The sequence below is a fragment of the Pseudomonas sp. gcc21 genome, from assembly GCF_012844345.1.
Taxonomy (GTDB): domain Bacteria; phylum Pseudomonadota; class Gammaproteobacteria; order Pseudomonadales; family Pseudomonadaceae; genus Halopseudomonas.
In genome coordinates, this window is record NZ_CP051625.1 from 3601276 (window position 1) to 3627600 (window position 26325).

32 protein-coding genes and 1 pseudogene are annotated in these 26325 nt (G+C 58.8%); 20 read left to right on the forward strand and 13 right to left on the reverse strand.

What is annotated here, in order from left to right; genetic code table 11:
• Nucleotides 1–179 precede the first annotated feature (179 nt).
• The 3 genes from HG264_RS16700 (at nt 180) to HG264_RS16710 (ending at nt 1880) form a co-directional block, all read left to right on the forward strand.
• Nucleotides 180–974: a hypothetical protein gene (locus HG264_RS16700; RefSeq protein WP_169408653.1), complete on the forward strand. Its 795-nt coding sequence runs from the start codon at nt 180–182 to the stop codon at nt 972–974.
• On the forward strand, nt 968–1375 hold the full coding sequence (locus tag HG264_RS16705) for a hypothetical protein (protein WP_169408654.1): 408 nt from the start codon (nt 968–970) through the stop codon (nt 1373–1375). Before HG264_RS16700 ends, HG264_RS16705 begins: the two co-directional genes overlap by 7 nt.
• Before the next feature lie 73 nt (nt 1376–1448).
• On the forward strand, nt 1449–1880 hold the full coding sequence (locus tag HG264_RS16710; RefSeq protein WP_169408655.1) for an MAPEG family protein: 432 nt from the start codon (nt 1449–1451) through the stop codon (nt 1878–1880).
• Nucleotides 1881–1951: 71 nt separating this feature from the next.
• Here the strand turns inward: HG264_RS16710 and HG264_RS16715 are convergent, their stop codons facing one another.
• Nucleotides 1952–2713: an SDR family oxidoreductase gene (locus tag HG264_RS16715; RefSeq protein WP_169408656.1), complete on the reverse strand. Its 762-nt coding sequence runs from the start codon at nt 2711–2713 to the stop codon at nt 1952–1954.
• Between the two features lie 277 nt (nt 2714–2990).
• Between HG264_RS16715 and HG264_RS16720 the strand changes: the two genes are divergently transcribed.
• From HG264_RS16720 to HG264_RS16740, 5 genes are all read left to right on the forward strand, one after another.
• Nucleotides 2991–3449, forward strand: coding sequence for a DUF4112 domain-containing protein (locus HG264_RS16720; protein ID WP_169408657.1), 459 nt, complete (start codon nt 2991–2993; stop codon nt 3447–3449).
• Nucleotides 3450–3575: 126 nt separating this feature from the next.
• Nucleotides 3576–3932, forward strand: a complete 357-nt coding sequence (locus HG264_RS16725) for a DMT family protein (protein WP_169408658.1) — start codon at nt 3576–3578, stop codon at nt 3930–3932.
• A 203-nt stretch (nt 3933–4135) separates the two neighbouring features.
• Nucleotides 4136–4351: a helix-turn-helix transcriptional regulator gene (locus HG264_RS16730; protein WP_218573016.1), complete on the forward strand. Its 216-nt coding sequence runs from the start codon at nt 4136–4138 to the stop codon at nt 4349–4351.
• Nucleotides 4352–4506: 155 nt separating this feature from the next.
• Complete coding sequence (locus HG264_RS16735) at nt 4507–5106, forward strand: hypothetical protein (RefSeq protein ID WP_169408659.1); 600 nt, start codon at nt 4507–4509, stop codon at nt 5104–5106.
• A gap of 168 nt (nt 5107–5274) precedes the next feature.
• Nucleotides 5275–5961, forward strand: a complete 687-nt coding sequence (locus HG264_RS16740; RefSeq protein ID WP_169408660.1) for a nitroreductase — start codon at nt 5275–5277, stop codon at nt 5959–5961.
• A 26-nt stretch (nt 5962–5987) separates the two neighbouring features.
• Here HG264_RS16740 and HG264_RS16745 read toward each other — a convergent pair whose 3' ends face one another.
• The 5 genes from HG264_RS16745 to HG264_RS16765 form a co-directional block, all read right to left on the reverse strand.
• Nucleotides 5988–6749, reverse strand: a complete 762-nt coding sequence (locus HG264_RS16745) for a sulfite exporter TauE/SafE family protein (protein ID WP_169408661.1) — start codon at nt 6747–6749, stop codon at nt 5988–5990.
• Between the two features lie 180 nt (nt 6750–6929).
• A complete protein-coding gene (locus HG264_RS16750) occupies nt 6930–7715 on the reverse strand; it encodes an SDR family oxidoreductase (RefSeq protein ID WP_169408662.1) in 786 nt (261 codons plus the stop codon).
• Nucleotides 7716–7731: 16 nt separating this feature from the next.
• Entirely contained in the window at nt 7732–8664 is a 933-nt protein-coding gene (locus HG264_RS16755; RefSeq protein ID WP_169408663.1) for an SDR family oxidoreductase, read from the reverse strand.
• Nucleotides 8657–9505, reverse strand: coding sequence for a bile acid:sodium symporter family protein (locus HG264_RS16760; protein ID WP_169409186.1), 849 nt, complete (start codon nt 9503–9505; stop codon nt 8657–8659). The genes HG264_RS16755 and HG264_RS16760 overlap by 8 nt, the downstream gene beginning before the upstream one ends.
• Nucleotides 9506–9546: 41 nt before the next feature.
• The gene (locus HG264_RS16765) at nt 9547–10875 is read right to left on the reverse strand and encodes an NAD(P)/FAD-dependent oxidoreductase (RefSeq protein WP_169408664.1); all 1329 of its coding nucleotides are present in this window, start codon (nt 10873–10875) and stop codon (nt 9547–9549) included.
• Nucleotides 10876–10974: 99 nt separating this feature from the next.
• Here HG264_RS16765 and HG264_RS16770 point away from each other — a divergent pair, with 99 nt between their 5' ends.
• The 5 genes from HG264_RS16770 (at nt 10975) to HG264_RS18665 (ending at nt 13463) form a co-directional block, all read left to right on the forward strand.
• Nucleotides 10975–11967, forward strand: a complete 993-nt coding sequence (locus HG264_RS16770) for an AraC family transcriptional regulator (RefSeq protein WP_169408665.1) — start codon at nt 10975–10977, stop codon at nt 11965–11967.
• Nucleotides 11968–12156: 189 nt separating this feature from the next.
• Nucleotides 12157–12348 (forward strand): hypothetical protein, encoded by a 192-nt coding sequence (locus tag HG264_RS16775; RefSeq protein ID WP_169408666.1) that lies wholly within the window; start codon nt 12157–12159, stop codon nt 12346–12348.
• A gap of 159 nt (nt 12349–12507) precedes the next feature.
• Entirely contained in the window at nt 12508–12765 is a 258-nt protein-coding gene (locus HG264_RS16780; protein WP_169408667.1) for a type II toxin-antitoxin system Phd/YefM family antitoxin, read from the forward strand.
• The gene (locus HG264_RS16785; protein WP_169408668.1) at nt 12753–13055 is read left to right on the forward strand and encodes a type II toxin-antitoxin system RelE/ParE family toxin; all 303 of its coding nucleotides are present in this window, start codon (nt 12753–12755) and stop codon (nt 13053–13055) included. Before HG264_RS16780 ends, HG264_RS16785 begins: the two co-directional genes overlap by 13 nt.
• Before the next feature lie 51 nt (nt 13056–13106).
• Nucleotides 13107–13463 carry a hypothetical protein gene (locus HG264_RS18665; protein WP_256663711.1) on the forward strand — a complete coding sequence of 119 codons (357 nt, stop codon included), beginning with the start codon at nt 13107–13109 and terminating at the stop codon, nt 13461–13463.
• A gap of 85 nt (nt 13464–13548) precedes the next feature.
• On the opposite strand, the gene HG264_RS16795 is transcribed toward HG264_RS18665, so the two are convergent.
• Nucleotides 13549–14193 (reverse strand): hypothetical protein, encoded by a 645-nt coding sequence (locus HG264_RS16795; protein WP_169408669.1) that lies wholly within the window; start codon nt 14191–14193, stop codon nt 13549–13551.
• A gap of 131 nt (nt 14194–14324) precedes the next feature.
• Between HG264_RS16795 and HG264_RS16800 the strand changes: the two genes are divergently transcribed.
• On the forward strand, nt 14325–15569 hold the full coding sequence (locus HG264_RS16800) for an FAD-binding oxidoreductase (protein WP_169408670.1): 1245 nt from the start codon (nt 14325–14327) through the stop codon (nt 15567–15569).
• A gap of 393 nt (nt 15570–15962) precedes the next feature.
• Nucleotides 15963–16187: pseudogene (locus tag HG264_RS16805) on the forward strand (DUF1330 domain-containing protein); the annotation flags it as partial.
• 23 nt (nt 16188–16210) lie between these two features.
• Here the strand turns inward: HG264_RS16805 and HG264_RS16810 are convergent.
• The 4 genes from HG264_RS16810 to HG264_RS16825 all read right to left on the reverse strand — a co-directional run bounded on the left by HG264_RS16810 (nt 16211) and on the right by HG264_RS16825 (nt 19361).
• Nucleotides 16211–16579 (reverse strand): hypothetical protein, encoded by a 369-nt coding sequence (locus HG264_RS16810; RefSeq protein ID WP_169408672.1) that lies wholly within the window; start codon nt 16577–16579, stop codon nt 16211–16213.
• Between the two features lie 247 nt (nt 16580–16826).
• Nucleotides 16827–17342: a hypothetical protein gene (locus HG264_RS16815; protein ID WP_169408673.1), complete on the reverse strand. Its 516-nt coding sequence runs from the start codon at nt 17340–17342 to the stop codon at nt 16827–16829.
• A gap of 2 nt (nt 17343–17344) precedes the next feature.
• Nucleotides 17345–17776, reverse strand: a complete 432-nt coding sequence (locus HG264_RS16820) for a DNA polymerase III subunit chi (protein WP_169408674.1) — start codon at nt 17774–17776, stop codon at nt 17345–17347.
• 91 nt (nt 17777–17867) lie between these two features.
• Nucleotides 17868–19361 (reverse strand): leucyl aminopeptidase, encoded by a 1494-nt coding sequence (locus HG264_RS16825; protein WP_169408675.1) that lies wholly within the window; start codon nt 19359–19361, stop codon nt 17868–17870.
• A gap of 154 nt (nt 19362–19515) precedes the next feature.
• Here HG264_RS16825 and lptF point away from each other — a divergent pair, with 154 nt between their 5' ends.
• The 5 genes from lptF (at nt 19516) to cynS (ending at nt 24088) form a co-directional block, all read left to right on the forward strand.
• On the forward strand, nt 19516–20622 hold the full coding sequence (lptF, locus tag HG264_RS16830; RefSeq protein WP_169408676.1) for an LPS export ABC transporter permease LptF: 1107 nt from the start codon (nt 19516–19518) through the stop codon (nt 20620–20622).
• Nucleotides 20609–21670 carry an LPS export ABC transporter permease LptG gene (gene lptG / locus HG264_RS16835; RefSeq protein WP_169408677.1) on the forward strand — a complete coding sequence of 354 codons (1062 nt, stop codon included), beginning with the start codon at nt 20609–20611 and terminating at the stop codon, nt 21668–21670. Before lptF ends, lptG begins: the two co-directional genes overlap by 14 nt.
• 367 nt (nt 21671–22037) lie before the next feature.
• Nucleotides 22038–22919: an alpha/beta hydrolase gene (locus HG264_RS16840; RefSeq protein ID WP_169408678.1), complete on the forward strand. Its 882-nt coding sequence runs from the start codon at nt 22038–22040 to the stop codon at nt 22917–22919.
• 243 nt (nt 22920–23162) lie between these two features.
• Nucleotides 23163–23519, forward strand: coding sequence for a hypothetical protein (locus HG264_RS16845; RefSeq protein ID WP_169408679.1), 357 nt, complete (start codon nt 23163–23165; stop codon nt 23517–23519).
• A 119-nt stretch (nt 23520–23638) separates the two neighbouring features.
• The gene (gene cynS / locus HG264_RS16850) at nt 23639–24088 is read left to right on the forward strand and encodes a cyanase (RefSeq protein ID WP_169408680.1); all 450 of its coding nucleotides are present in this window, start codon (nt 23639–23641) and stop codon (nt 24086–24088) included.
• Nucleotides 24089–24105: 17 nt separating this feature from the next.
• Here the strand turns inward: cynS and HG264_RS16855 are convergent, their stop codons facing one another.
• Together HG264_RS16855 and HG264_RS16860 are read right to left on the reverse strand one after the other, a co-directional pair.
• Nucleotides 24106–24657 (reverse strand): peroxiredoxin, encoded by a 552-nt coding sequence (locus tag HG264_RS16855; RefSeq protein WP_169408681.1) that lies wholly within the window; start codon nt 24655–24657, stop codon nt 24106–24108.
• A 169-nt stretch (nt 24658–24826) separates the two neighbouring features.
• Nucleotides 24827–26188 (reverse strand): MFS transporter, encoded by a 1362-nt coding sequence (locus HG264_RS16860; RefSeq protein WP_169408682.1) that lies wholly within the window; start codon nt 26186–26188, stop codon nt 24827–24829.
• Between the last annotated feature and the right edge of the window lie 137 nt (nt 26189–26325).

The window sequence follows — 26325 nt, forward strand, 5'->3', positions numbered from 1 at the left end:
ACGCTAGTGCGTGCGAATTCGGCTTTGTTCAATATTGCAATGATATTGAACTCCCATTAATGTTTAGCGCTTGCGAGGGGTAGCGGTTATTGATTGCCCGCCTATCCCTCGTCTTCATACAGAACAACAATAGTGCTGCGCCACGCAAAAGATGGTGGCGTTGATGATAAGGATTGTCCATGTCTCAGAATGCCCACTCCCTTTTGCTCTTTTTCGAGGGCGAGCAGAACTACCGAACCTGTTTGAAAATACTCCGACTACTCGAAGAGGCGGACAGTGAAGAGGCCCGTGATCTGGGTGAAGAGTGGGGCGTTGATCTGGCTGCGGAGTGGGATGGCGAGTGGTTCAATCAGAGTGTGGCCCCGGCGCATACCTTCATCCGCCTGAACTATGAAACAGCTACCCGTTACGAGTTGCCGTTAGAGCTGCTGCAGCAACTGTTTGAAGCGGGATTGAAAACAGCCTGTCTGGAGATCTTCTACGATCAGGTCGGAGAGTTTGCCCAGTTCTTCTTTACAGAGGGTGAGTTGGTAGCGCCGGATGTTATGTTCGGCAAACAGGCAGGGCTTGCTGATATCGTCGAACAGGAATTTGAATGCGACCTGGGCAATGAGGCGCGCCACGGATATCAACTTCCCGCAACGATCACTCAACTGATCAGGCAACGGGAGGAGAATGAAGCCCGTGGTAAGGAGATGCTGGAGGCGATGATGAGCCTGGGCGTCGCATCCCGGCAAACCGGCGCTCATCCTCTGGAGCTTGCAAGATCCGCTTTGGTTCTGCGCGCCGTAGGGAAAGGCCTGTTGCAAGCCATAGTGTTTGGCGTGCTTACCGTGCTGCTGTTCAAAGGGCTCTGGCTATGGGTGGGGCTGACCGTGGTCCTGCTGGTGTTGTTGCCTCTCTTGTACGTGTCCAAAGTAGCCGCTGTTTTCAAGGACGACACGGATGATGTCGGGGAGGAAGCATTATGCTGACGCAGATTGAATGGTGGGGCGGCCTGCTCATCATATGGATGGTGCTTGCTTACAGTGCTATCTACAAAGACCTCATGCGTGAATCAAAACTGGATCTGACGTTCCTGCTAACCACCCTGGTGCATGTCATCGCCATCGGCGTGCTTGCCGCGTACTTCTATTCGCTGGGATCCAGCACAAGCCAACTTATATACATCGGTTCGGTCGGTGCGGGCGTGCTCATCACGCTTTATCTGGTTTTTGCACCTGGCTCAGAAGATCCCGAGGAGATTGCAACTGGGGAGGATGAGGAAGTCGGTAAAGGTTTTGAGATTGCCGGCCAGATGATCCTGTTTCTGCCGCTATTGGTTAGTCTGGGGTTGGGTGGTTACAAGGCACTTATTGTAACCGCTATCGTTTAGGAACGAGTGTTGGCCAGTCGCATGGTACGCCGGATCTTCCCGGCGCCACGCACTTAACCAGAAGGAATTACGGATGCATCCCAGTCATATTTTCTGGCCGGTTCTGGCACAGATACTACTGACGCTTATCATGTACATAGTGCTCGGAATGAGGAAGGCCAGTGCTATTAAAACCGGTGCGGTGAACCGACAACAGGCCGCTCTGGACAATAAGGTATGGCCGGAGGATGTGGTCAAGGTATCCAACAATATCGCCAATCAGTTCGAAGCGCCGATCTTGTTTTATGTTCTTTGTCTGGTCGCCTACTCGATCAATGCCGCAGGTACGATCGCGGTTACCCTGGCGTGGATATTTGTGGCCGGCCGTTACGTCCATGCCTATGTGCACGTGAGTTCGAACTACGTACCGGTGAGGCTGCGGCTCTTTCTGGCTGGCTGTCTGGCGCTGATGGCCATGCTTGGGTTACTGGTCTGGCAATTGGCATCGGCGGGGTTGGTTGCATAGCAACTTCATCCCGCATGGGCACACATGTTATCGAAATTGCCTGCATCCACAGCCTTTGCCGTAACGATGGCTCAGATACAGGTGCTCCCGCCATCCACCGGCAGTGCGATGCCGGTGGTAAACGCGGCTCCCTCTGAACATAGATACAGTACGGCCGCGGCTATTTCTTCGGCTTTGCCGATGCGGCCGACAGGATGCAGCGCGGCGGCGAATTCGGCTTTGCGTGGGTCTGTTTCTGCGGCGCGGCGGAACATGTCGGTGTCGATTACCGCCGGGCAAACGGCGTTGATTCGCACGCCCTTCTTGGCGTATTCAACGGCGGCTGAGCGCGTCAGGCCTAGTACAGCGTGCTTGCTGGCGGCATAGATGCTCATTTTGGGGGCTGCGCCCAGCGCGGCGATGGAGGCGGTGTTAACGATGGAGCCGCCGCCGTGCTTGAGCATCAGCGGAATCTCGAACCGCATGCACTGCCAGACCCCCTTTACGTTCACGCCCATGATGCGGTCGAACACAGCTTCGTCGCCATCAGCTAGCTTATGTTGTTCAAACTCGACACCGGCGTTGTTGAAGGCGCAGTCCAGGCGGCCATACTCGCGCTCGATCATACTCAGCAGTGCCTTGACCTGCCTCGCATCGGCTACGTCGCAGGTACTGAATACGGCATCTCCACCGCGCCCACAAATATCCGCCACGACTGCTTCGCCATTGATGACGTCGATGTCTGCGAGTACCAGGCGTGCACCCTGTGCGGCAAAGGCTTCTGCGGTGGCCTTGCCAATGCCAGCGGCGGCGCCCGTTATCAATACGACCTTGCCCGAAAACGCTGAATCCATAAAACCTTGCTCCTGAGCGATGGGCGCTGCCCAATGCTGCGCTCCGCCGTGGACAGAGAATACCAACGCCGCAGGCCAGTTTTGCCTGAATCAAAGCTGTTGTTTACGCATCATGCCAAAGGCTGATAAGTCTCCCGGTGAGACGCGGTGATGGGGTTGAGACAGTCGATCATTGCTGTTCGCATGAACTGATGCTTTCTGAACTTCTCTCGACCGCGCGCACTCTTCAGTTGATAGGGCAAAACCGCACACCAGAGGCCCATCACCCGGAGATGCAATGCCAAGACAACCGACCGAAGCCGAGCAACGAGCGATACTCCAGCGGTTGGACAAATTCAGCCGTTTCACTGACAGCAGCATCGGCCTGCCTTTTACACGGTTCAAGATTGGGGTCGAGGCCATCGTAGGCCTGATCCCGGGTATCGGGGATCTGCTTGGTTTGGGCATGGCAGGCTATGTGCTTCTGGAGGCGCAGCGCGCTGGTGCGAGCGGTGAGGTGAAGCGGCGCATGTTGCGGAATATCGGCATCGACTTTGTAGGCGGCCTGATCCCGGTGGTGGGGGATGCCTTCGATGCTGTGTTCAAGGCCAACACACGCAATACGCGATTGTTAAGGGATTATCTGCACACGCAGCTTGAGGTAGAGCCACCTCCGAAATCATTCCCCTGGAAGGTTCTGATCGGTTTATCTGTTCTGTTTGCCGGCATCGCAGGAGGCGTGGCATTTCTCTTGTGAAAGCGCAGGCAAGGGGATAGATTTTCGTGTTTTCTTCTAGCGGCATCTAACGGCACGCCTGTCTGCATGGTCTGCACCTGTCCGCCCTGAAGATCGATTCGATCATCTCCTTGCGACCGGTGCAAAATGCGCGAAATTGGCCTAACGGTACTGTTACTTTCCCTCAGCAATGTCTTCATGACGTTCGCCTGGTACGCCCACCTCAAGGAGCTCAGCTCCAAGCCCTGGATCATCGCCGCGCTGATCAGCTGGGGCATCGCCTTCTTTGAGTACATGCTGCAGGTGCCCGCCAACCGAATTGGCTATGGCGTGCTGTCGCTGGGGCAGCTCAAGATCCTGCAGGAAGTCATCACGCTCTCGGTGTTCGTGCCCTTCGCGGTGTACTACATGAAGGAGCCGCTCAGGCTGGATTATCTGTGGGCGGGCCTGTGTATTCTGGGCGCAGTTTTCTTTATTTTTCGGGGCAATATGGCGGGTACATGATGGTGTGTGCGAGTGCGCACCCGAGGACCAATGATCATCTATTTTGCGAACTCTCGCGGCGGGGCAGTATTCCCGTACGGGAATAAAACACATAAATATTGTTGGGTGACGGCCAAATCTTCCCGTTCGGTAATATTCGATTGAATCGTCCTTCAAAAGCGCTTAATCTTCCCGCTCGGTAATCTTTTGGAGCGACGATCTCTGTGATCAAAACCCCCGTTGAGCTGGGTGCAGCTATCAAGCAGGCCCGTAAACAACTCGGGCTCACGCAATCGCAATTGGCGTTGGCTGCAGGCGTGGGAGTGCGCTTTATTGGGGACCTTGAAGCAGGCAAGCCAACTGCACATCTGGGCCTGACGTTGACCGTGATTCAGGCCTTGGGTGGCGAGCTGACGCTGACAGGTATGCCGGTGAGTTAGAAGACGGAACGTGCGTGAATCGCTTTCACCCGATGATTTTTTATGGCTACTGGCTATCAATATGCATTACCTTGGCTGACGCAAGGGAATGCGGTCAATCTGCTCTATGAGGTAGTTAGCCTTATTCCTCTTGAAACAACGCTCAGGGGAATGAAATGAAAATATTAAAGGTCGCGGTTGTTCTATATGGATTGTTTTTAGTCGGATGCGCTTCGAATCCCATGTCAGTTTCTTCTGATGTAGCGGCGAAGCGACCGAGCGGCGATCAGGCACAAGTACTGTTTATGCGCGATTCATTTGTAGGCAGTGCGGTCAGTGCTTCAATCTACGATGTCTCCGGTAACGAGCCGGTTTTCATCGGAATACTGAACAACGGAACAAAGGTCGCCTATAACACATTGCCCGGTAAACACACCTTCATGGTTGTGTCAGAGGCAGCTGATTTCATGGAAGCCGATCTGAGCGCAGGCAAAACGTACTACAGCATCGTCACGCCCAGGACGGGAGCATGGAAAGCCCGGTTTTCAATGTGGCCCATCAAGCAGTCAGGCTCGAAGTACCGTCTCGATAGCAATGATTTTCAAGATTGGAGACAGAAGACCAAACTTGCCGCAATGACACCGAACGCCCGCGCCTGGTACGGAGCGAATAGAGACAGTGTCATTTCGAAACAGCAGAAATATTGGCGTGTTTGGCAACGCAAATCTCAGGCCGATCTACAACTGAGGACGTTGCAACCGCAGGATGGCCTATAACTCTTTAACTCCCATTAATCACCGCTTATAAGCGATCCTGATGTATCGCTCAGTCGATGCATAGTCACCTTGGGCGCCGCTGCGAATATGCTAGTGTCAGATCCACATTGCAGGCGAGCGTTGGTATGCGCGCATCGCAGCTGCCACAGCCTATGAGGAGACTGACGGGTGAATTATGACGAGGTGGTATCAGGGCGGCGCAGCATTCGTGCGTTCAAGCAGCAAGCGGTTCCGCGCAGCCTGATCGAAGAGGTTATTGCGCTGGCCCTTCGGGCGCCGTCTTCGATGAACACCCAGCCATGGCATCTGCATGTGCTGACGGGCGAGCCGCTGGACCGGATTCGCGCGGAAAATACCGAACGTATGCTGGGCGGTGTGCCGCCATCCAAGGAAAGCCGCGGCACCCACGCCTACGAAGGCGAGCACCGGGATCGGCAGGTGGAAATTGCGGTGCAACTGTTCAAGGCCATGGGCATCGCTCGCGATGACAAGGACAAGCGTCAGGACTGGATATTGCGCGGCTTCCGTCAGTTCGATGCGCCGGTTTCCGTGGTCGTGACCTATGACCGTGTGTTGCGCGATGGCGACATCGCTCAGTTCGACTGTGGCGCCCTGGTCAATGGCCTGGTCAACGCAGCCTGGTCCCGCGGTCTGGGCTGTGTGGTGAACAGTCAGGGCATCATGCACTCCCCGGTGGTGCGCGAGCATGCGGGCATTCCTGATGATCAGGTCATCATGATCTGCGTTGCGATGGGCTATCCGGATGAGGACTTTCCTGCCAATGCCGTCGTATCGAAGCGTCGTGCCGTCGATGACGTAGCGACCTTTGTGGGCTTCGACGAGACGGTGTCCTAGCACGCTTCACATGAGCCAAACCGGATTCAGGACGCTATGAATCCGGCCCCCTCGACGGCCTTGAAAATCAGCAACACCCCCGTGCCTACCAGTAACCCATACACCACCTGCCGGAACCGTTGTTCGTTCAGGCGGTGATGCAGGAATTCGCCGAGCAGCACACCAACCACCAACAGTGGCAGATAGAGCACCAGGCGGGGCAGGCTGGGGATCAGGGTGCCGTCGAATAGAAACAGCGCAGTCAGGCAACTGTTCAAGGTGAGCCAAACGACCAGCAAGGTGGCGCGCATGCGGCTTTTGTCGAGCTGAATGCCGCCGATAGCGTAGACCAGCAGCGGGCCGCCGGAAGCGAACAAGCCGTGGGTGATGCCAGCGCCGAAGGTCAGGGCGCGGCTGAGCATCAGCGGGTGCGGCGTGATTTTGGTGCCGCGGTACATGCGCAGGAGTTCGCGGCTGGCGAACCACAGCACCAGCATGCCGAACAGCAGTTTCAACAGGTCATCGCCAAGCCAGGGACGCAACAGGTAACCCGCCGCCGTGCCCAATAACATCAGCGGCAGGATCAGCTTGAGCAGTACCGGCCAGTAGATATATCTGCGGTTGCGCCACACCAGATACCCGGTCATCAGCACGTTAAGCGGCACGACCACGGGCATCATTTCTGGAATCGGCAGAATCAGCGCGCCCAACGACAGAGCAATCACCAGGCTGCCAAAACCGGTTACGGCTTCAATGGTGTAGGCCAACAATATGAACAAACCGAGCCATAGCCAGGGATCAAGCAGCATTTCTAATGCCTTATTTGAAAATGGGGTAAGCCAGGCCGCGCTGGCCGAGGTGGAGCTCGGCCGTCCCTAGGGAGCGCGGCCTGGGACCGTCGAGTTCCATCTCGATGAAAGCCGGTTTCCGAGACTCCGCTGGTCGAGGTGGAACTCGACCTTCCCAGTACAGGGTATCGCGATATGGCGTTAGCGTAACTCACCAGCGAAGCGCTTACGTACCTGGCGCAGGTACAGTGACGGCGCGATGCGCCAGAGCAGGCTGCCGAAACGTGAGACCGGTTCAGGCAGTATCCAGCGCTTGCGCCGTTGCAGTCCGTCATCAATCAGTTTGGCCATCCATTCGGCGCTGCGCATCCCACCGACCATCGAGCGGGGGTGTTGGGCGGTGCTGCCGTCGCGGCCCAGTGCGTGGTGTTCGATGGGTGTGTCGAGAAAGCTCGGGTAGGCCATGAGTATGTGGATGCCATCGGGCTCCAGCTCCAGGCGTAACACCTCGAAGAACTGCGTCAGCGCACCTTTGGCGGCGCAATACGCAGCGCGGCCGGGGACCGGCATCCAGCCGGCCATCGAGCCGATGCAGACGATCGACCCACCCGATTCGCGCAGTAGCGGTAGCGCCGCCATGGTCAGCTCCACCGGGCCCTGCCAATCCACGGCCATGACCTTGCGAAAGACGTCCGGGTGGGTCTGATGGGCGGGGGAGCGGTGGGTGATGCCGGCATTGTTGACCAGCAAATCGAGCCGGCCGAAGCAATAGCGTACCTCATCGATCAGAAAACAGATGTCGGCTGCCTGGGTAATATCCGCTGTGACCGTCAGCACCCGCTCCGGGTCGCCTAGTTCTTCAGCGCAGGCGGTCAGGCCTTCTGCGTCGACGTCGGCCAGCACCAGGCTGTGTCCGGCGGCAAACCAGTGACGCGCCATGGCCCAACCGAGGCCAGAGGCGGCGCCGGTGATCAGGGTGACGTACATAGGCTGTCTCTCTGTATCAATGATTGCGCAACCCATTGCTCTCGACGAAATACTCGAAGGTTTCGACCGATGTTTTTGCCAGCGGATAACCAAATTCCTCTTTCAAACGACGATTGCTGAGTACCGGGCGAAAACGCAGGAAGTTGACCTGCTCCGGCCCGGTGGGTTTGCCGCGCCATTTTGCGATCTGTAGCCCGGCTTTGACGAGCCATACCGGCAGGGTCAATAGCGGCTTGTTCAGGCGACGGGCGATATCCTGCATGGTCAGCGCGCCATCGCCGGCCATATTGAAGATGCCGGTCTTGTCTTGCCTGATGCCCATCGCCATGGCGCCGATCACGTCCTGATCCCAGATGAACACGAAGGGCGAATCGCTGCCCTTGAGCGCGAGAATGCGCGGGGCCATGAACAGATCAGTGATCTGGTTGCGTGTGTCGGTGCCCAGCACCGTGCCGGGGCGGAATATCAGCTGGCGCAGTTGCGGATGGCGTTCGCGGTAATCGGCGAGCATCTCTTCGATCAGCCGCTTGTGGTCGGAGTAGGCGAACTCGGGGTTGCCACGCAGGGCGTCCTGTTCGTCGATCCAGGCCGGGTTGTCCGCATGGTATCCATAGGCAGCGCCGGAGCTGGTGACGGTCAGGTGTTGCACGCCGGCTTTGATGCAGCAATCGAGCACGTTGCGGGTGCCGTTGACGTCGATGTCGTAATCACGGGCGCGGTCCGGCGAGGCCTGGAGCACCGAGGCAAGATGCACGACATGGGTAATCTTCTCGCGTTGTAGCAGCTCGGCCAGGGCCGGGTCGCGCACATCGACGATCTTCAGCGGAATATGCAGATCGTTACGCGCACGCAAATCGGTCCCGATTACTGAAAAGTGCTCCGCCAGGCGGTTACCCAGCTGGTGGCCGATATAACCGGCCGCGCCGGTGATCAGTATGCGTTTAGTCATGTGCAGTCCGCGCCCAGATGTGCGAGAGAGTGATGCCTGACACCAGATGCCAGACGCCCCAGAAGGCAGTAATCACCATCATGCCGCCGGCCTCCGGGAAGAAGGTGAACAGGATGACCAGGCCGAGCCCCGAGTTCTGGATGCCGACTTCCATGGTGACTGCCCGGCGGTCCGCCACGGGCAGCCTGAGCAGCAGCCCCATGCCGTAACCCAGCGACAGGGCCAGAAGGTTATGGGCGACCACCAGCCAGAAAAAGCTGTGGAAGCGCTCAAGGAACAGGTCGAAATTGTTGGTGAAGGCGATTGCGACGAAGCCCAGAAAGACCAGCAGAGAGATGATCCGCAGGGGCTTTTCGCTGCGGGCGACCAGGCCGGGCAATCGCCGGCCGATGGTCATTCCCAGTACCAGAGGGAGCGCCAGAACCAGCAGCACCAGTAATAGAATGCCGCCCGGTTCCAGGGTGATTTGCGTCAGGTATTCGCGGGTGTGCGGGTTGAGCCAGCCATAGAAGGCGAAGTTCAGTGGCGTCAGCACCGTGGCGGCCAGGCTGGACACCGCCGTCATGCTGACCGACACCGCGACGTTACCGCGGGCCAGCCAGGTCATGATATTGGAGAAACTGCCGCCGGGGCAGGAGGCCACCAGAATCATCCCCAGCGCCAGCTCAGCATCAATCTGCAGCGCCCAGGTGAACAGACAGGTTGCCAGCGGCAGCAGCAGAAACTGGGCGAACAGCCCGGCCAGCGGCGCGATGGGTGCCAGCGCGATGCGCTTGAAATCCTCCAGCCGCAGGCTCAGCGATACGCCGAACATCATGCACGCCATGATGACGTTGAGCATGATCAGACTGGCCGGGTCGAACTGGATCGGCAACGCACCGCTCACGCTGCGGGCACCGGCTTGGGTTCGTCAACGCTGAGCCCGCTTTGCAAAGCGCTGATGTGCTCGGCCAGCGTCTTCAGGTATTCATCCTTGTTCACGTAATAGGCCATGCGCGGCAGCTTGATGTAGTCGTAGCCACCGTCGAGCGTCACACCGGCGCGCTCGCGCTTGATCGCGTCGAACGCCTTGGCAGCTTCCGCGTTCTGCTGGCGCTGACGGATGTACAGCGCCACCAGCCGCGCCTGCTGGTTGCGGCCCTCCCAACCGAGCCCTGCGGCTTCGATCATGCCCATCATGAACAGGTTGTCGTGCCTGGGATGGAACACGTTCATGTACAACTGCGGCGCATCCTGCCCGTCTGGCCAGTTCAGATGCTGGCGCTCGATAAAGGGATAATCCAGCAAGTAGCCGGTGGACATCAGGATCAGGTCATATTCCGCGCTCTGACCATCGGCGAAGGTGACCTGCTTGCCGCTGACCCGGCTGATATCGCGGCGCGCGTGGATATCCCCGTGGCCGAGATGATGCAGGATCAGCGAGTTGATCACCGGGTGGGATTCGTACAGCCGATAGTCCGGGTCGGGCAGGCCATAGTCAGAGGGCTTGCCGATAACCATGCGGATCATCGCGCCATCGACGCGTTGCTTGATCGCACGCGGCAGTTTGATTTTGCCGCCGAGGGTATCGACCGGCCGGCCCTTGATGAACTTGGGAACAAAGTAATAGCCACGGCGCAGGCTGATATCCACCGATTGCGCGTGGTGAACGGCATCCACGGCGATGTCGGCGCCGGAATTGCCGCAGCCGACAATCAATACCCGCTTGCCCTTGAATACGTCGGGGGTGCGGTAATCACAGGAATGCATCAGCTCGCCGCTGAAGTCACCCGGCAGCGTCGGCATGTTCGGCTTATGCAGGGTGCCGTTGGCAATTAGCACGCCATCGAACAGGCGCGATTGCTGCTCGCCGGCTCGCTCGGTAGTGAGTTTCCATTGCGCGCCAGCGGGTTCGACGCTGAGTACGCGGGTATTGAATTGATAGTGCCGGCGCAGCGCGAAATGGCTGGCGAAATCCCTGAAGTAGGCTTTGAGTTCGCTGTGGTGCGGATAGGGCGCGACGTCATCCGCCATCGGGAATTCCTTGAACTCCGTCATGCGCTTGGATGAAATCAGGTGCGCGGTCTCGTACATGGTGCTGTGCGGGTTATCGATGTCCCACAAACCGCCGACATCGCTGTGCAGATCGAACCCGGTGAAGGGAATGCCGAGTTTCTGAAGATTACGGGCTGCGGCCAGGCCCATCGGACCTGCTCCTATCACGGCATACATGGTGCTACCTCGGAAGTCTTGTTGTTATGCTTGCCAGTCTAAGGGATGCGCTGAAATGCGTATCGCACCAAACGGGACAAAGGACCGGCAATTCAGGCCATGGGCGATATTTCCGAACACAGCGTTACGCCGCTATATAGCCAGGCGATCGTGCAGGCGGCTGAACGTCAGGGCCTGACGTTACCAGCGCAATTGCTGGCAGAACTTCGCTCCGATCAGCGCGTGCCGCTGGCCCGGCAGGACGCCCTGTGGGACGCTTTTTGCGCCGCCAGCGCCGATCCTCTGGCTGGCCTGCGTCTGGGGCTGGAAATGCAGATTGGCCATCTGGACAGCGTTGGCATGTTGCTGGTGACCTCCGACACCCTTGGCGAGGCGCTGGACGAATTGGTGGAATATGCGCCGGTGGTCGGTGATGGCGGCGAATTCAGCGTGCGCCACGCCGGTGAGCAGGTGTTTATCGATTATCAGCCGGACTATTCCGTACGCCAGGCCGAGCGGGTCGAAGCGGTGCTCGCCAGTCAGCTCAATCTGACGCGCTGGGCTACCGGTGGACGCTTTCGTGCCGCCGGCCTCTGGCTCAGCCACGCACCGCTTGCCGAGCTGGACAGCTATGCGCAATTGATCGACTGTCCACTGCATTTTGACGCGGCGCATAACAGCCTGGAGTTTGCAGCGCAGCAGCTCCATTTACCCTTGATTCAGGCCAACAGTTCGCTGCGTGAACACCTGCGCCAGCTGGCCGACCAGACGCTGGCTGCGCTCGGCCAGCACAGCCTGACGGCCGAAGTGCAGCGCCTGGTCCGACAGCATCCGCGCTGGGGTAAGGAGCGGGTCGCAGCCGAGCTGGAGATAAGCGGCCGGCATCTCAATCGCCGTCTCGCCGAGGAAGGACTGTCATTCAAGAGCCTGCGCGAAAGTGTCTTGCAGCAGATGGCCTGTCGCGCGTTGCGTGGAGAACAGCGGGTCGCAGAGATTGCCGAACGGCTGGGCTTTTCGGATGAAGGCGCGTTCGTGCGTGCGTTCCGGCGTTGGCAGGGTGTCACGCCGGCGCGTTATCGGGATACGGCGGGCGGTGACGTGGCGCTCAGCTGAATATCCCGGGGGCGGGACAAAGCCGGGCCAAAGTGTGACGCGCTTACAGGGTCCACTTCTTTAGAGGACCGCCTATATCACCTGGCTCACGGCCTGCTTCACGCGCAGCTCCATGTGGTATCTGCTTGCTGGCGCTCGAGGTAGAAACTGAATTCTTTGGAAGAATCGGGGCTTAGCCCAGGGAGGGCTATGGATTTTTTGCTCAGTTTTGTTGTGGATTTTGTAGTTGAGGGAGTGCTGTATTTCGTCGGCTACTGGTTTTTGAAGGCAGTGTCCCTAGGCAGGTTTGAAGATTCGAATGCAAGCGGGTGGGTTTCGTTGGTCGGCCTGATGGTGATTATCCTGGCGGCAGTGGGTTTGTATTTGATCCTGAGTGACTGAGGTTGATATCCAGAAAGGGGAACGGCGTCAGGCGTGCAGTGAGCGATTTTGCGAGAAAACCAATTCAGATGAATCAGAGCAGCGGCGCAGCCCAAAACATAATTGCCCAGGGAGAAAAGTGACACTATAGTGTCACTTAGCTGAATCGAGGGTTCTTTTATGAAAGTTGAGCTTGTTACCAACCTCAAGCGTCAGGCTACGAAGATTCTGGCCGACCTGCATGAGTCGAAGGAGGCCGTCCTGATCACCGAGCATGGCAAACCCTCCGCTTATCTGGTCGATGTGCACGACTATGAGTTCATGCAGCGTCGGCTGGCGCTGCTTGATGGTCTCTCACGGGGAGAGCGGGCCGTGCTTGAGGGTAGGACCTACAGTCAGAGCGAGGCGAGGGAAAAGATGAGTAAATGGCTCAAATAATCTGGACCGAGCCAGCTCTGCAGGGACTGGATGCCATCGCTGAATACGTCGCTCTGGATAATCCTTCCGCGGCGCGCAATTTGGTCGAGGACGTTTTTAAAAGAACCGCGCGATTGGAAGATTTTCCGCAGTCCGGACGCATCCCGCCCGAGCTACCCGATTCCGTTTATCGGGAAGTAGTCGCACCACCGTGTCGTATTTTCTACCGGGAAGAGGGAAGAAGTGTGCTCATCCTGTATGTGATGCGGGTCGAACAGGAACTTCGCACATATATGCTGGAGCGCAGATAACCATGCTCGCGGGATTTTTGACTGGACGCCAGATCATCGGACTTTACCGAAATGGCCTTCAGAAAAACCGGTGTGATCATCCCCTTGCTCAAGCTGCGGCAGAGAAGCTGCCGTGATTTTCCATTGTTCCTATGGATTACTATCCTCGGTGCATGGGTTATCGCACTTGGGGAGACGCCAATGGATCGCTATAAAAACCTGAGTGAAGATTCCGGGGTAATTGCCTATGAGCTCTCGCCAGGCGCCATCGTTGTGCAATTCAACAATGGTTGGAAATACGAGTACACCGACGAGAGCGCTGGAGCTTCCGCCATTGCAACGATGCATCGTCTGGCGCGGGCGGGGAAGGGGCTCAGCGGTTTTATATCCGTTAATGTCCGGGACGCGTATGTACGCAAGTTTCGGTAGCGTGTAGCGCCAATCGGCTCGGGTCGTTCGGGATCTCATCGAGCTGAACCCCTCCTTCCCTACTATTTCAACTAAGTACGCGACCTCACCCCAACCAACCCAGCATCAACAGCACGCCGATAATCCAGGCGCTGAGGGCGACGGTGCCGGGTTTCCAGAGGCGATTCCAAGGTCGTTCGTAGCGTCGCCAGCGGTCGCTGTCCACATGAGGCTTGGTGGGTGGAAGGGGCGGGCGCTGCAGTAGACGTTTCAGGCGGAGTGATGCCTGCAGCGACGGGCTGGGCAAGCGGGTCAGCGCCGGAGGGATTGTCCAATCCATCTTCATTACTAGCACGGCGATGGCTGCGGCCACGAGTACCGGCCATAGCGACGCCCAGATGGCGTACAGCGGCAGGCTATCCAGCATCGCCTCGCGCAGGGGCGGCCACAGCCAGGGCAGGGTGACCGGCATCAGGCACAACAGCGCCCAGGGAATTATTTGACCAGCGGGTGCAGTGGGCAGCGATGCGTTCTGCTGCTGGCTTTCGCGCATCAGCCACAGGGCGCGCAGCACCAGCAGCGTGGTGCCGACCGAGCCGGCGGTAAGCAGGGGCAGCCAGTCCGCCACGGCGCTGGCATCGACGCCCTCCTTGAGCAGCGCCTTGACCGCCGCGCCGCTGGTCAACGGCAATCCGGCGAGCGCCAGCGCGGGCACGATCATCAGTAGCCAGTGCACCGGTCTCTCGTTCACGCATTAGTCACCGTTTTTTTCACAAAGTGGCAGGCGCAGGTATTCGATAGCCAGTGATTGATGAAGGCTTGCTAGACTCTATGGCAGGTAGTCCCGTTGATCGGGTTCCCCTGCACGGCGGAGAGAGGCTTATGTCACGCAATATCATCGTTCTTGGCGCCGGCATGGTTGGCGTTTCCGTAGCTTGGCATCTGGTGCGTCGGGGTCATAGCGTGACGCTGGTGGACCGCCGCGAGCCGGGCCGTGAAACATCCTTCGGCAATGCCGGCATCATTCAGCGCGAGGCAGTGCGACCCTATGCGTTCCCGCGTGATTTGAGCACGCTGCTGCGGGTGTTGCCCAATCATGAGGTGGATATCCGTTATCGACCGTTCGGCATGCTGAATGCAGCCGGACCCCTGTTTCAGTACTGGATCAACTCGGGTGGCGAACGGTACGAGCGGATCATCAACGAATGGGCGTCGCTGATCATGCGGTGTCAGGACGCCCACGAACCGATGATCGAGGCTGCACAAGCCGGGGACCTCGTGCGCAAGGGTGGCTGGCTTGAGCTTTACCGCACGCGTAAAGCGCTGGATGAGCGAGTTGAAAAAGCCCGGATGGATCAGGGGCGCTTCGGTGTGGAGTTTGACGTGCTGGATGCCGCCGCGCTGTATGCCATGGAGCCGCATCTGGGCGAAGGATTGGTGGGCGCCATCCACTGGACCCAGCCCTGGATGGTCTCGGATCCGGGCGGGCTGGTGCAGGCCTATGCTCGCAATTTTGAGCAGCAGGGCGGCCGTCTGTTACAGGCCAGTGTCGAGGAGATCCGACAGGAGGGCGCGGGTCGGCGCGTCGTGACCAGTGAAGAAACGCTCGATGCAGAGCAGGTTGTGATCGCCATGGGGCCCTGGTCGGGCAAGGTGCTCTCGGATATCGGTATTCATGTGCCGCTGTTCGTTAAACGCGGTTACCACATGCACTACTCCACCGAACAAGGCGCCAGCCTGAACCACTGGGTGATGGATGCGGAGAAGGGCTTTCTGTTGGAACCCATGCGCGCGGGGATTCGCCTGACCACCGGCGCTGAACTGGCGGATCTGGATTCGCCTCCGCAGTACCGGCAGCTGGCTGCCGCAGAGCGTGCCGCTCGGGAGCTGTTCCCGCTCGGCAAACGACGCGACGCCGAACCCTGGAAGGGCGCACGCCCCTGCATGCCGGATATGAAGCCGGTAATCGGCCCGGCACCGGACAAACCCGGGCTATGGCTGGCCTTCGGGCACGGTCATCAGGGCTTTACCCTGGGCCCTGCGACCGGAGAGTTGCTGGCAAAGATGATGGATGGTGAGCAGACGCCGATCGATATGGCACCGTTTCGTGCGGATCGGTTAGAGTGAGCGGAACCTGGCTAGTTAATGGGCTGGGCGTGGAGTACGAGTCGCACCCGGTTGACCTGATGAGAGTGAGCACCAACAGCCGGACTTTCTAGCGCTGCCGACTAGCGCTGAGGCGTTTGCGGTTCTCTGAGGTGCGTGGACGGACGTCGTAAAGCTGGCCGGTGATGCCGGATACGTATGATCTATCGGTTGCTCGAGGTACGATCAATCCTGAAGGTCTCATCCGCAAACTTCGAGGCTGCTTGATCTCGACTCAAGGCTCGTCCAGCCTTGGATACCTCATTTTTTTGACTACCCGTCCCAACGGGAATATTCCATGGCAGCCTATGTAATCACCTACCTCGACGTCACAGATCCAGAGGCCTTTGCTGAGTATAGGCAGCGGCGTTTCCAACCATCGAGCCCTTTGGCGGGCGGCCGTTGGTTTCGGGGAACAACCTGGAAGTCATGGAGGGAATGATCCAGCCGCAATCGGTCGTCATTGTCGAGTTTGATTCCATCGAGCAGGCGAAGAAGTGGTACGCATCGCCGGAGTACGCTGCGACGATTCCCCTGCGTCAGCGCGCCGCAAGCGCGAACATGATCATCGTGGAAGGGCTGCCGCCTAAGTTCGGCTAGGCGGCGCGGCAGGAACTCGAAGCTTAGCTGCGGACGATATGCCCACGGTAGATCCGCACTGACGCAGTGGAGTGTTGATCATCCGCAGTCAGCCTGGTGTGTTCCGGGCGGTCCATCGGAGGTGTGTTGAGCCGTTCGCGCATGCTCGCAATCAGGCTTTTTGGAGCGGGGGATACCGCATCGGCGCAGGGCTGACGCGCCACCATCTCCGCCAGTTGCAAGCCAAGCTCGCGCACATCCTGTTCTTTGCAGGCCACACTGAAATCGATCAGCTGCTCAACGGCATCGTGCTCAGCGAGATGGACTGTCATGCCCGTGGTCTGCTTGAGGCGTCTGCGTAAGGTGATCATGCAGCCCAGAGTAGCCCTGTCGAATTGTGCTTCGGCTATCATCAATCCTTGTCTCCGCTGATTCGTCCTGGAAGGGCAAGGCACGCAATGAGTGTCTGTTCTTAACGTGACCTGCCGACGAACGGTAAAGCAGATTCTGTACCAGTATCAGCAACCCCCGCATCATGCGGGATGCAGGCGCACCGGGAACTCTTTCTGGCGCTATTGACGCAGGCTCCGTGCGTTGATCTGGCGCGTCAGCGCCCTGCGCTGGGGCGCGTGGGGACGGATGGCGGACACGTCATGTCCGTTACTTCAGTTGCTCGCGTACTATTTCTTCAACCTTGCCACGGAGCCGATTGCGCAGTTCAGCTTCGATGGTGGGAATCATGTCGTCGATGACGTCCTGCAGGACCAGCTGCACTTCCGAGCGAATGCGCTCTTCCAGTCGATATTCCTTTGCCCCCGTAGCTACACTTTCGACCACTTCAGGCGTGTCGGCCGCTTCGGTTTGAGGCATGAAATCGGACATCAGCTTGTCGAGATGTACGCGCTCCTGGGCCAGCCGGGCAAGCGAGTCGTAGGGCAGGAAGGGATTGGCTGATTGCTCAGCGGCGATGGGGGTCAGTTCGAAGGGGGGCGAGACCGCTAGGGTGGGCGCCTCGGTGCTCTCAGATTCGATGAATACATCCTGCAATAGCGGTATGTCGAGTTCCGACAGGTCCAACCCCTCCTCGGAATGCACGTCCGGGTGTTCATCCAGCAGCGTGCGGATGGACTCTAGGTCCTGCAGCAGGCGTGAGGGTTCGTCGGAATCGTGCGTCATGATCACTGCGCCATGCGAATTGGATGGGAGTTCAGAGGATAGCCCCGTTCGCGGTAGAAACGAAAGCGGTCCCGGGCGGGAACGCGAACCGAATCATCCTCGACGATGATCTCTGCGAGACGGCTGAAACGGCTGAAGAACGGCGGGGTGGCGTCCGTCACATTGATCAGGAGATCGTGATGGGGCGACGGATCCTCGCTGTAGCCACAGACTACCGGTTCGTCCGGATAGTCGCTGTGCAAGCCATGGGGCACGAAGCTGTCGGCGCGAAACGACCATAGCAACGCATCCAGCTCGCCCGCTTGCTCTTCGCTGGCGCAGTGCAGGTACACCTTGTGGCCCTTGCCCCACGCCTTGTGGGCCAGCCGGCAGGCGTACTCCAGTCGCGCGCTGGGCTGATCGCTGGAGAGAAGATAAAAATCGATTCGGGTCATGATCCTCGCCAACAGATACTCGAAAAGGTGGGGCAAACGGGAACCGGTCAGGCGTGCCTGGTAATCGCCTTTCCGCTTCCCGCCCCCGGTCTTACAGTTGCGCCTGATTCAGCAGGTACTGGGTCAACAAGGGTACCGGACGTCCGGTGGCGCCTTTTTCCTTGCCTCCACTGATCCAGGCGGTACCGGCAATGTCCAGGTGCGCCCAGGGATAAGCCTTGGTGAATCGCGACAGGAAGCAGGCGGCGGTGATGGTGCCAGCCTTGGGCCCGCCGATGTTGGCAATATCGGCGAAGGGGCTGTCGAGCTGTTCCTGATATTCATCAAACAGCGGCAATTGCCAGGCGCGGTCATCCGACTGCTTGCCGGCGTCGAGCAATTGCCCGATCAGCTCGTCGTTATTGCCCAGCAGCCCGGTGGTGTGGCTGCCGAGGGCGACGATGCAGGCGCCGGTGAGGGTGGCGATATCCACGACGCTGGCCGGTTTGAAGCGCTCGGCATAAGTCAGCGCATCGCACAGTACCAGGCGGCCTTCGGCGTCGGTATTGAGCACCTCAATGGTCTGCCCGGACATGCTGGTAACGATGTCGCCCGGCTTGGTCGCGGTGCCGCTGGGCATGTTCTCCGCCGCGGCAATCAGACCCACGATATTGATCGGCAGGCGCATGCTCACTGCAGCCTTGAGCACACCGAACACGGTGGCTGCGCCACACATGTCGTATTTCATTTCGTCCATGCCGGCGCCAGGCTTGAGGCTGATGCCGCCGGTGTCGAAGGTGATGCCCTTGCCAACCAGCACGTGTGGCTGGTCCTTGGCCTTGCCGCCCTGGTAACTGAAACGGATCAGCTTGGCGGGTTCTGCGCTGCCGGCACTGACTGATAGTAGCGAGCCCATGCCCAGCGCTTTCATGTCCTTCTCGTCGAGAATCTCGATATCAAGCTCGGGGTGCTGCTTGCCCAGGACTTTGGCTTCTTTCGCCAGGAAGGTCGGAGTGCAGACGTTGCCGGGCAGGTTGCCCAGTGTGCGGGTCAGGTCGGTGCCGTCGCTGATGGCCTGACCATGGGTAACACCACGGGTCAGCGCGTCGCCATCGGAGTTGTCTGCCGACCAGATCAGAACTTTTTTCAGGCGCGGCTTGGTCGCCTTCTTGCTCTTGAAATGATCGAACTGGTACAGGCTTTCACGTGCGGTTTCGACCAGCAGGCGGGTGCGGCTATAGAGATCACGCTGTTTGACCGGCAGGGTGGCAAAGGTAAACAGGGCGTCGGTAGCGCCCCCATCCTTGAGCACGCCGATGACTTTCTGTACCAGCTTGCGGAAGCTGCGGTCGTTCAGTTCTTCATCTTTACCGTATCCGGCCAGCAGCACGCGCTGCGCGGAGATACCAGGAAGACCGAAGAGCATCAGGGTCTGGCCGGGCTTGCCACCGATGTCGCCGTGCTTGACCGCCAGGCTGATCTGGCCGCCACAGGCACGGTCGAGCTCCGCAGCCGCGCCGCTGAGTTTGCCCGACTCGTTGATGGCTACCACTACGCAACCGGTTTTAATCGTTTCCAGTGTGCCGTGCTTGACGTTGAACTCCATGGTGCTCCTCAAGACAAATCGTGTGGTTTGACTGATAATGCAGCCCTTCACCAGCCCGAGATCCGGCTGGACGTGTGTTGCAACCAGCTGTGCTTTCCCTGCATTCTGGCCTATTCCCGTGTGCCCATAAAGCCCTGGAACCAAGGAAGTTACTGTGATTGTCTTTCGTTATTTAAGCCGTGAGGTCCTGATGACGCTCACCGCGGTCAGCGGCGTGCTGTTGCTGATCATCATGAGCGGGCGTTTCATCAAATATCTTGCCCAGGCCGCGGCCGGGCAGCTGGACCCCGGTGTTCTCTTCGTCATCATGGCCTACCGGCTGCCCGGGTTCATGGTGCTTATCGTGCCGCTTGGCATGTTTCTCGGCATTCTGCTGGCCTATGGGCGATTACATCTCGAGAGTGAGATGACGGTTCTCTCTGCAACCGGCATCAGCGACCGCAAGATTCTTGGTTATACCCAGGGCCCGGCGCTGCTGGTGGCGCTGCTAGTCGCCCTGCTCAGCCTCTGGATTGCACCGGCGGGCGTGGTCAAGACGCAGCAGCTGTTCAATGAACAGGACGCCATGACCGAATTCGATACCCTGGCCGCAGGGCGCTTCCAATCCGTGGGTAAGGATGCGCAGCGCGTGACCTATGCCGGTGGCCTGTCGGACGACCGCACCGAGTTACAACAGGTGTTCATTGCCGAAAGGTCTGGCACGAGCACCGACAGCAATATCGGCGTGCTGATTGCCGAGGGGGGGCGCCAGCAGATGAACCCGGACGGCAGCCGTTATCTGGTGCTCAACAACGGCTACCGCTATGACGGCACGCCGGGGCAGGCGGATTTCCGTCGGATCGAGTACGAGACCTACGGCGTACTGCTGCCCAAGCCGGAGGTGGTGACCGAAATCACTGACCGTGAGGCAATCCCCACCCGGGAGCTGATCGGCGACCCGGACCTGCGTACCCGCGCCGAGCTGCAATGGCGCATAGCCTTGCCGCTTCTGGTACCTATCGTGGCCTTCTTCGCCGTGCCGCTGGCGCGGGTCAATCCGCGCCAGGGACGCTTCCTCAAATTATTGCCTGCGGTGCTGTTGTACATGTCCTATCTGGCGCTGTTGATCAGTGCGCGGGGCTGGATGGAATCGGGCCGTATTCCTCCCGCTCTGGGGCTCTGGTGGGTGCATCTATTGTTCCTGGCAGTTGGCGTGGGGCTGAATTACCGCTCGCTGTTTGCTCGCAGTACCCCAAGGAGGCGCAACTATGCGGCGGCTTGATCGCTATATCGGCAACTCGGTGCTGTCGAGTGTGCTGCTGGTGTCGCTGATTGTGCTCGGCCTGGATCTGCTGTTCGCTTATATCGGTGAGCTGGAGGACCTTGAGGGCGGTTACGGCGCCGTACAAGCGCTGGGCTACGTTGTGTTGACTTTGCCGCGCCGGCTGTATGACCTGCTCCCTGTTGCGGTACTGGTTGGTTGTCTGGTCGGGCTGGGTACGCTGGCGAGCAATTCCGAGCTGACTGTCATGCGCGCTGCAGGGGTTTCCGTTGCGCGCATCATCGGTGCGGTAATGAAGCCTCTGGTGGTGGTGATGCTGGGCGGTGTGCTGCTGGGCGAGTATGTGGCGCCGTATACCGAAGGCCTGGCGGAGAGCCGGCGCGCCATCGCCGTCGGCAGCGGTGAGGCGATCAAGTCCAAGGGCTTGTGGCACCGGGAAGGCAACGATTTCATCCATATCAACGCGGTTCAGCCCGACGGACAGATGTATGGAATTACCCGTTACCGCTTCAATGATGAACGCCAGTTACAGGAATCCAGCTTTGCCGCCCGCGCGACAGTTCAAGAGGATGACTGGCTGCTTGAGGACGTACGGCTGACCCGTTTCCTTGAAACAGGGCTGAGCGAGGTGGATACGCTGGAGCAGCAACGCTGGGATGTCGGGCTGTCCCATGAACTTCTGCGGGTGGTGCTGCTCGATCCGGATGTATTGCCCATCAGTGGCCTGTGGCGCTATCAGCAATATCTTGGTGAGCAGGAGCTCGATAGCAATGCCTACTGGCTGTCGTTCTGGAAGAAGGTTTTCCAGCCGGTCACGACTGCAGCCCTGGTGTTTGTCGCGATATCCTTCATCTTCGGACCCCTGCGTTCGGTCACGCTGGGCCAGCGCGTGTTTACCGGCGTACTGGTGGGTTTCAGCTTTCGGATTGTTCAGGATTTGCTCGGACCCTCCAGCCTCGTTTTCGGATTTTCGCCGTTGATCGCCGTGTTATTGCCGATTCTGGTGTTGATCCTGATGGGCGTGGTTCTGATTCGCCGGGCTGGGTGAGTCTGGCGGGTTCTGCATGGCTGGAGAGGCTGCTATCGCGCCGGGTCGGCCCTCCCACAAAAACCATCTTCAACGGTGAATTTCTGTAGGAGGGGGCTCGGGAAGCCAAGCGTCACCGCGATCTGTCTGCCAGGCCAGCCAATACGATAGCTGTCTCGGCGCCAATCAGGTTTCTGCAGCCACAATCGCGACCCCACCCGCAAAAAAACTCATTTGATATCAATATGATATAAATGGGAGCAGTTATCATTTACCCAATCGGGTGAGATAAACCGCCTCTGTTATCCGCTACTTTCTGCCCCGCGATGAGCGCTGTTGTTGGTCCCGCCATTGAGCTCAACTCATGAAACCCAACTCAGAGGCGATAATGAATTCACCCCTATTGAAACTCAGCACCCTGACACTCGGCCTCGTATTTGCCGCTGGCGCTTATGCCTTCAACCCGGGCAATCCCGGAGGCCCGAGCAACCCAGGCGGCGATCAACCCGTCGAATCCGGCTTCCCATCCGTCGGGAATTTTGAGGCTTCCGGCTCGTTTGCTACCACCAATGCATCTGAAGGCCCTTCCTGCACGATCTACCGTCCACGTACGCTGGGCGAAAATGACCTGAAACACCCGATCATCCTCTGGGGCAACGGCACAGGGACCTCGCCGAGTGGTTATTCTGCGCTGCTTAACCACTGGGCCAGCCATGGTTTCGTGGTCGCTGCCGCTAATACCACCAACGCTGGCTCCGGCGCGGAAATGCTCGCCTGCCTGGACTACCTGGCCGAACAGAATGGCCGCGGCTCCGGCACTTATGCCGGTAAGCTGAATCTGGACGCTGTTGGTTCCTCCGGTCACTCGCAGGGCGGTGGCGGCTCGATCATGGCCGGTCAGGACAGCCGCATTACTGCGACCGCGCCGTTCCAGCCATACACTTTGGGGCTGGGTCACCGTCGGGCTTCACAATCGAATCAGAATGGCCCCATGTTCCTGATGACTGGCAGCGCCGACACCCTGGCCAGCTCCGAGGCGAATGGCCGCCCGGTCTTCAATAATGCCAATGTGCCGGTGTTCTGGGGCGAGTTGCAGGGGGCCAGCCACTTTGTTCCGGCCTTCAACGGCGGCGGCTACCGCGGCCCATCCACAGCCTGGTATCGCTATCACCTGATGGGTGACCAGAACGCTGAAAGCACTTTCTATGGTGCCGATTGCAAGCTGTGCACCAGCAGCGAGTGGAAGGTTCAGAAAAAGGGCATCCAGTAATCTGAACGGTCACGCGTGATGAAAGGGGCTGGCCCGTAGAGGTTCAGCCCTTTTTTTGTCTGAGTCCATTGCTCCACCTGAGTTAGTAAAGCAGGTTTTTTATACCCGGCGGATGGGTTGGTTGACCCAGATGCTATCGGGTTGATAGAACCATGCTGACTTTAATGCATTGATTAATATCAAATTAACTGATTGGCACGCTTCATGACTGTTGACTCGGTACATCCATTTCGAGGAAGTCTCATGAAGAAATCAATTTCATCGGTCGCTGCTGCGGTGTTGCTGTCAAGTACTCTGGTTCAGGCAGACCAAGTGGTAGAAACCAGGGCCGACCGCATGGTGGGTGGCGGATTTGGCGGCTTGACCGGGTTTATGGTCGGCGGCGCGGTGGGCGGTCCGATAGGGGCGCTGGTAGGCGGCGGTCTCGGCTATTTTGGTGGCGCGCAAGCTCAGCAAGCAGCGGGGCTCGATCAGACGCTATATGTGATCCGGGCCGAAGATGGCAGCTTGACGCGGCTGCGAACCGCCAGTGCAGATCACTTTGCCGTCGGTGAGACGGTAGTTCGCAATGGTGCCAATCTGAGTGCAATGAATCCTTGAGTCTGACGCGCTCGTGTCCGCCCGCCGGAGCGGTGGCCCGCTAATTGCTGCTCAGTCTATGCCCTTCAGTCGTTGCAGGCTGACCGGGGCGAACCAGACGGCTAACTGAGGAGCGCAATATGATTTCGAGTCGGGAAGAAGTGACCGCCATGATCCTTTCCAGCAAGGTGCGCAAAGGCCTGCGCTGGCGCGACGCAGCGGAAATGCTGGGGCTGTCCAAGGAGTTCGTAACGGCGGGCTGTCTTGGCCAGATGACCTTCGACAAGACTCAGGCGGAGGCGCTGGGGTCGTTGTTCGAGCTAAGCGATGAGGCGGTCGCCTGGCTACAGATCGTGCCCTATAAAGGTTCACTTCCTACCGCAGTGCCCTCCGATCCGCTCATCTATCGCTGGTACGAGCTCGTTAATGTGTACGGTACGACGATCAAGGAGCTTATACATGAGGAGTTCGGCGACGGCATCATGAGCGCGATTGATTTCTCCATGGACATACAACGTCAGCCTGATCCCAAAGGCGATCGGGTAAACGTGGTGATGTCTGGCAAGTTTCTGCCTTACAAGAGCTATTAGGTTGTGTTGACGGCTGCTCAGGGTGCGCTGGCAGTGGTCTTGTCCGCTCGGCGCTCCACGCCCAGTTCGCCCAGCGTAGCGGCCATATCCTCGGCTGATGTGGCGGGCTCGACCTCGGTGTCGATTTTCAGGATGCGCCCGTCTTCGCCGATATAGAAAGTATGCCGCTTGGCGAAGCCCAGCATATGCAGTACTTCATAAGCCTCGGCGACCGATTTGTTTTCATCGCTCAGCAGCGGGAAATCGGCGCCGGTTTCCGCCGCGAAGCCCTTGTTCTTCGCCAGCGGGTCGACGCTCGCCATGAAGTAAGTTACGTCGTACTCGCGAATGAGATGGCCGTTTTCCGCGAGAGACTTGCACTCGATTGTGCAGCCGGAAGTGAACGCGCGCGGAAACCAGGCAAGCACTACCGCCTGTTCGCCACGATAGTCAGCCAGCCGATGTGTTTCGCCATCGGAGCCGGGCAGTGTGAAGTCCGGGGCCATGTCGCCTACTTCCAGCGCGCTCGCCGTTGCGGCAGCCAGACTCAGGCAGGTGCCCAGCAGCAGTGATGTGACTGATATATTCATGACCCTTTCTCCTGGACGATTCGGGCAGGCTTCGGGCGTTAACCCGGCCAACCTGAACGAGGGAAGGCATCGGTAAACATAGCTCCGGGTGCGCTCACGCGCCACCCGCAGTCGTGACGTAGAGCGCGAAAGGAGCATGCCTGCCCGACGCGGCGGGCCATGCGGATACTCAGTCGTTTATATCCACGTTCTTGGTTTCCTTGCCGATGACCAGCGCGAGCAAGGTAATGGCTGCCATCGAGGCGAGATAGACGCCCACCAGGAAGGGGCTGCCATCGCCCAGACTCCATAGCCAAACGGCAATAAAGGGAGCCACTGCGGCGCCCAGGATGGACGATATGTTGTAGGAGATGCCTGAGCCGGTATAACGCACATTGGTCGGAAACAGCTCAGGCAGCAATGCCCCCATCGGGCCGAACGTCATACCCATCAGGCTGAAGCCCAGCACCAGCCAGAGCATCACGCCTACAAAGCCCATCGACAACAGGGGCACCCATAGCAGAGCGAACAGAATGATCGCCAGCGTCACGACAATCAGTGTTTTGCGTCTGCCCCAGCGGTCGGCCAACACGCCGGACAGCAGGGTGAAGATGCCGAAGAACACAACGCCGAAGATCAGCATCAGTACAAAGTCGTTATAGCTGTAGCCGAGACCCGATAGCTGACCTGGCGCCGGGTCGACCGGCGCCCGGCCATAGCTCAGGGAGAAGGTTGTCATCAGATAGAACAGGACGTAGGTGGCGAGCATGTAGAAGGTGCCAAGGATCAGCTCGCGCCAGTTTTTGCGTACGACTTCACCCAGTGGCAGCTTGACGACCTTGCCCGAAGACACGGTTTTGGCAAAAGTGGTGCTTTCCACGAGGTTAAGGCGAATCCACAAGCCAATAATCACCATCACCGCAGAAAACAGGAAGGGGATCCGCCAGCCCCAATCTAGGAAGGCCTCGGATGGACGCGACGGATTATCCGAGGGCAGCATTGCCGCGACGGCCAAAAACAGACCATTCGCGATGATGAAACCCAGCGGCGCACCCAGCTGGGGAAAGGTGCCAAACAACGCGCGTTTACCCGCTGGTGCGTTTTCAGTAGCGACCAGCGCCGCGCCGGACCACTCGCCGCCGATTGCAAAACCCTGCGCCAGGCGAAGGATGACCAGCGCCAGCGGCGCAAACCAGCCGATGCTGTGATAGGTCGGCAGTAACCCGATGACGAAGGTCGCGATGCCCATCGTCAGCAGGGCGTAAATGAGTGTCGTCTTTCGGCCTACCTTGTCGCCCAGATGCCCGAAAAACACCGCGCCCAACGGGCGGGCGATCATCGCAGCGCCAAAGATGGCAAAGGACGCCAGCAGGGCGGTCGTTTCATTGCCTGGCGGAAAGAACAGGTGCGGGAACACCAGCACGGCAGCGGTGGCGTATACGTAGAAGTCGTAGAACTCGATGGTGGTGCCGACCAGGCTTGCCAGCATGACACGCGAACGTGAGTTGGCGGGCGCTGGCGCAGTAGCGGTTGTAGCGGTGGCTTCGGACATGGGCTGCTTGTATCGTGGATGGAAGAAGTGCCGCAGCGGGAGCGGCGAGGCCGGTCATTATGGCGACGGGCGCTCTGGGGCGCCATTTTTACTGATTAGCGGTGGTATGGGTAGGGCTTGCCCGCACCGCTTGGTCA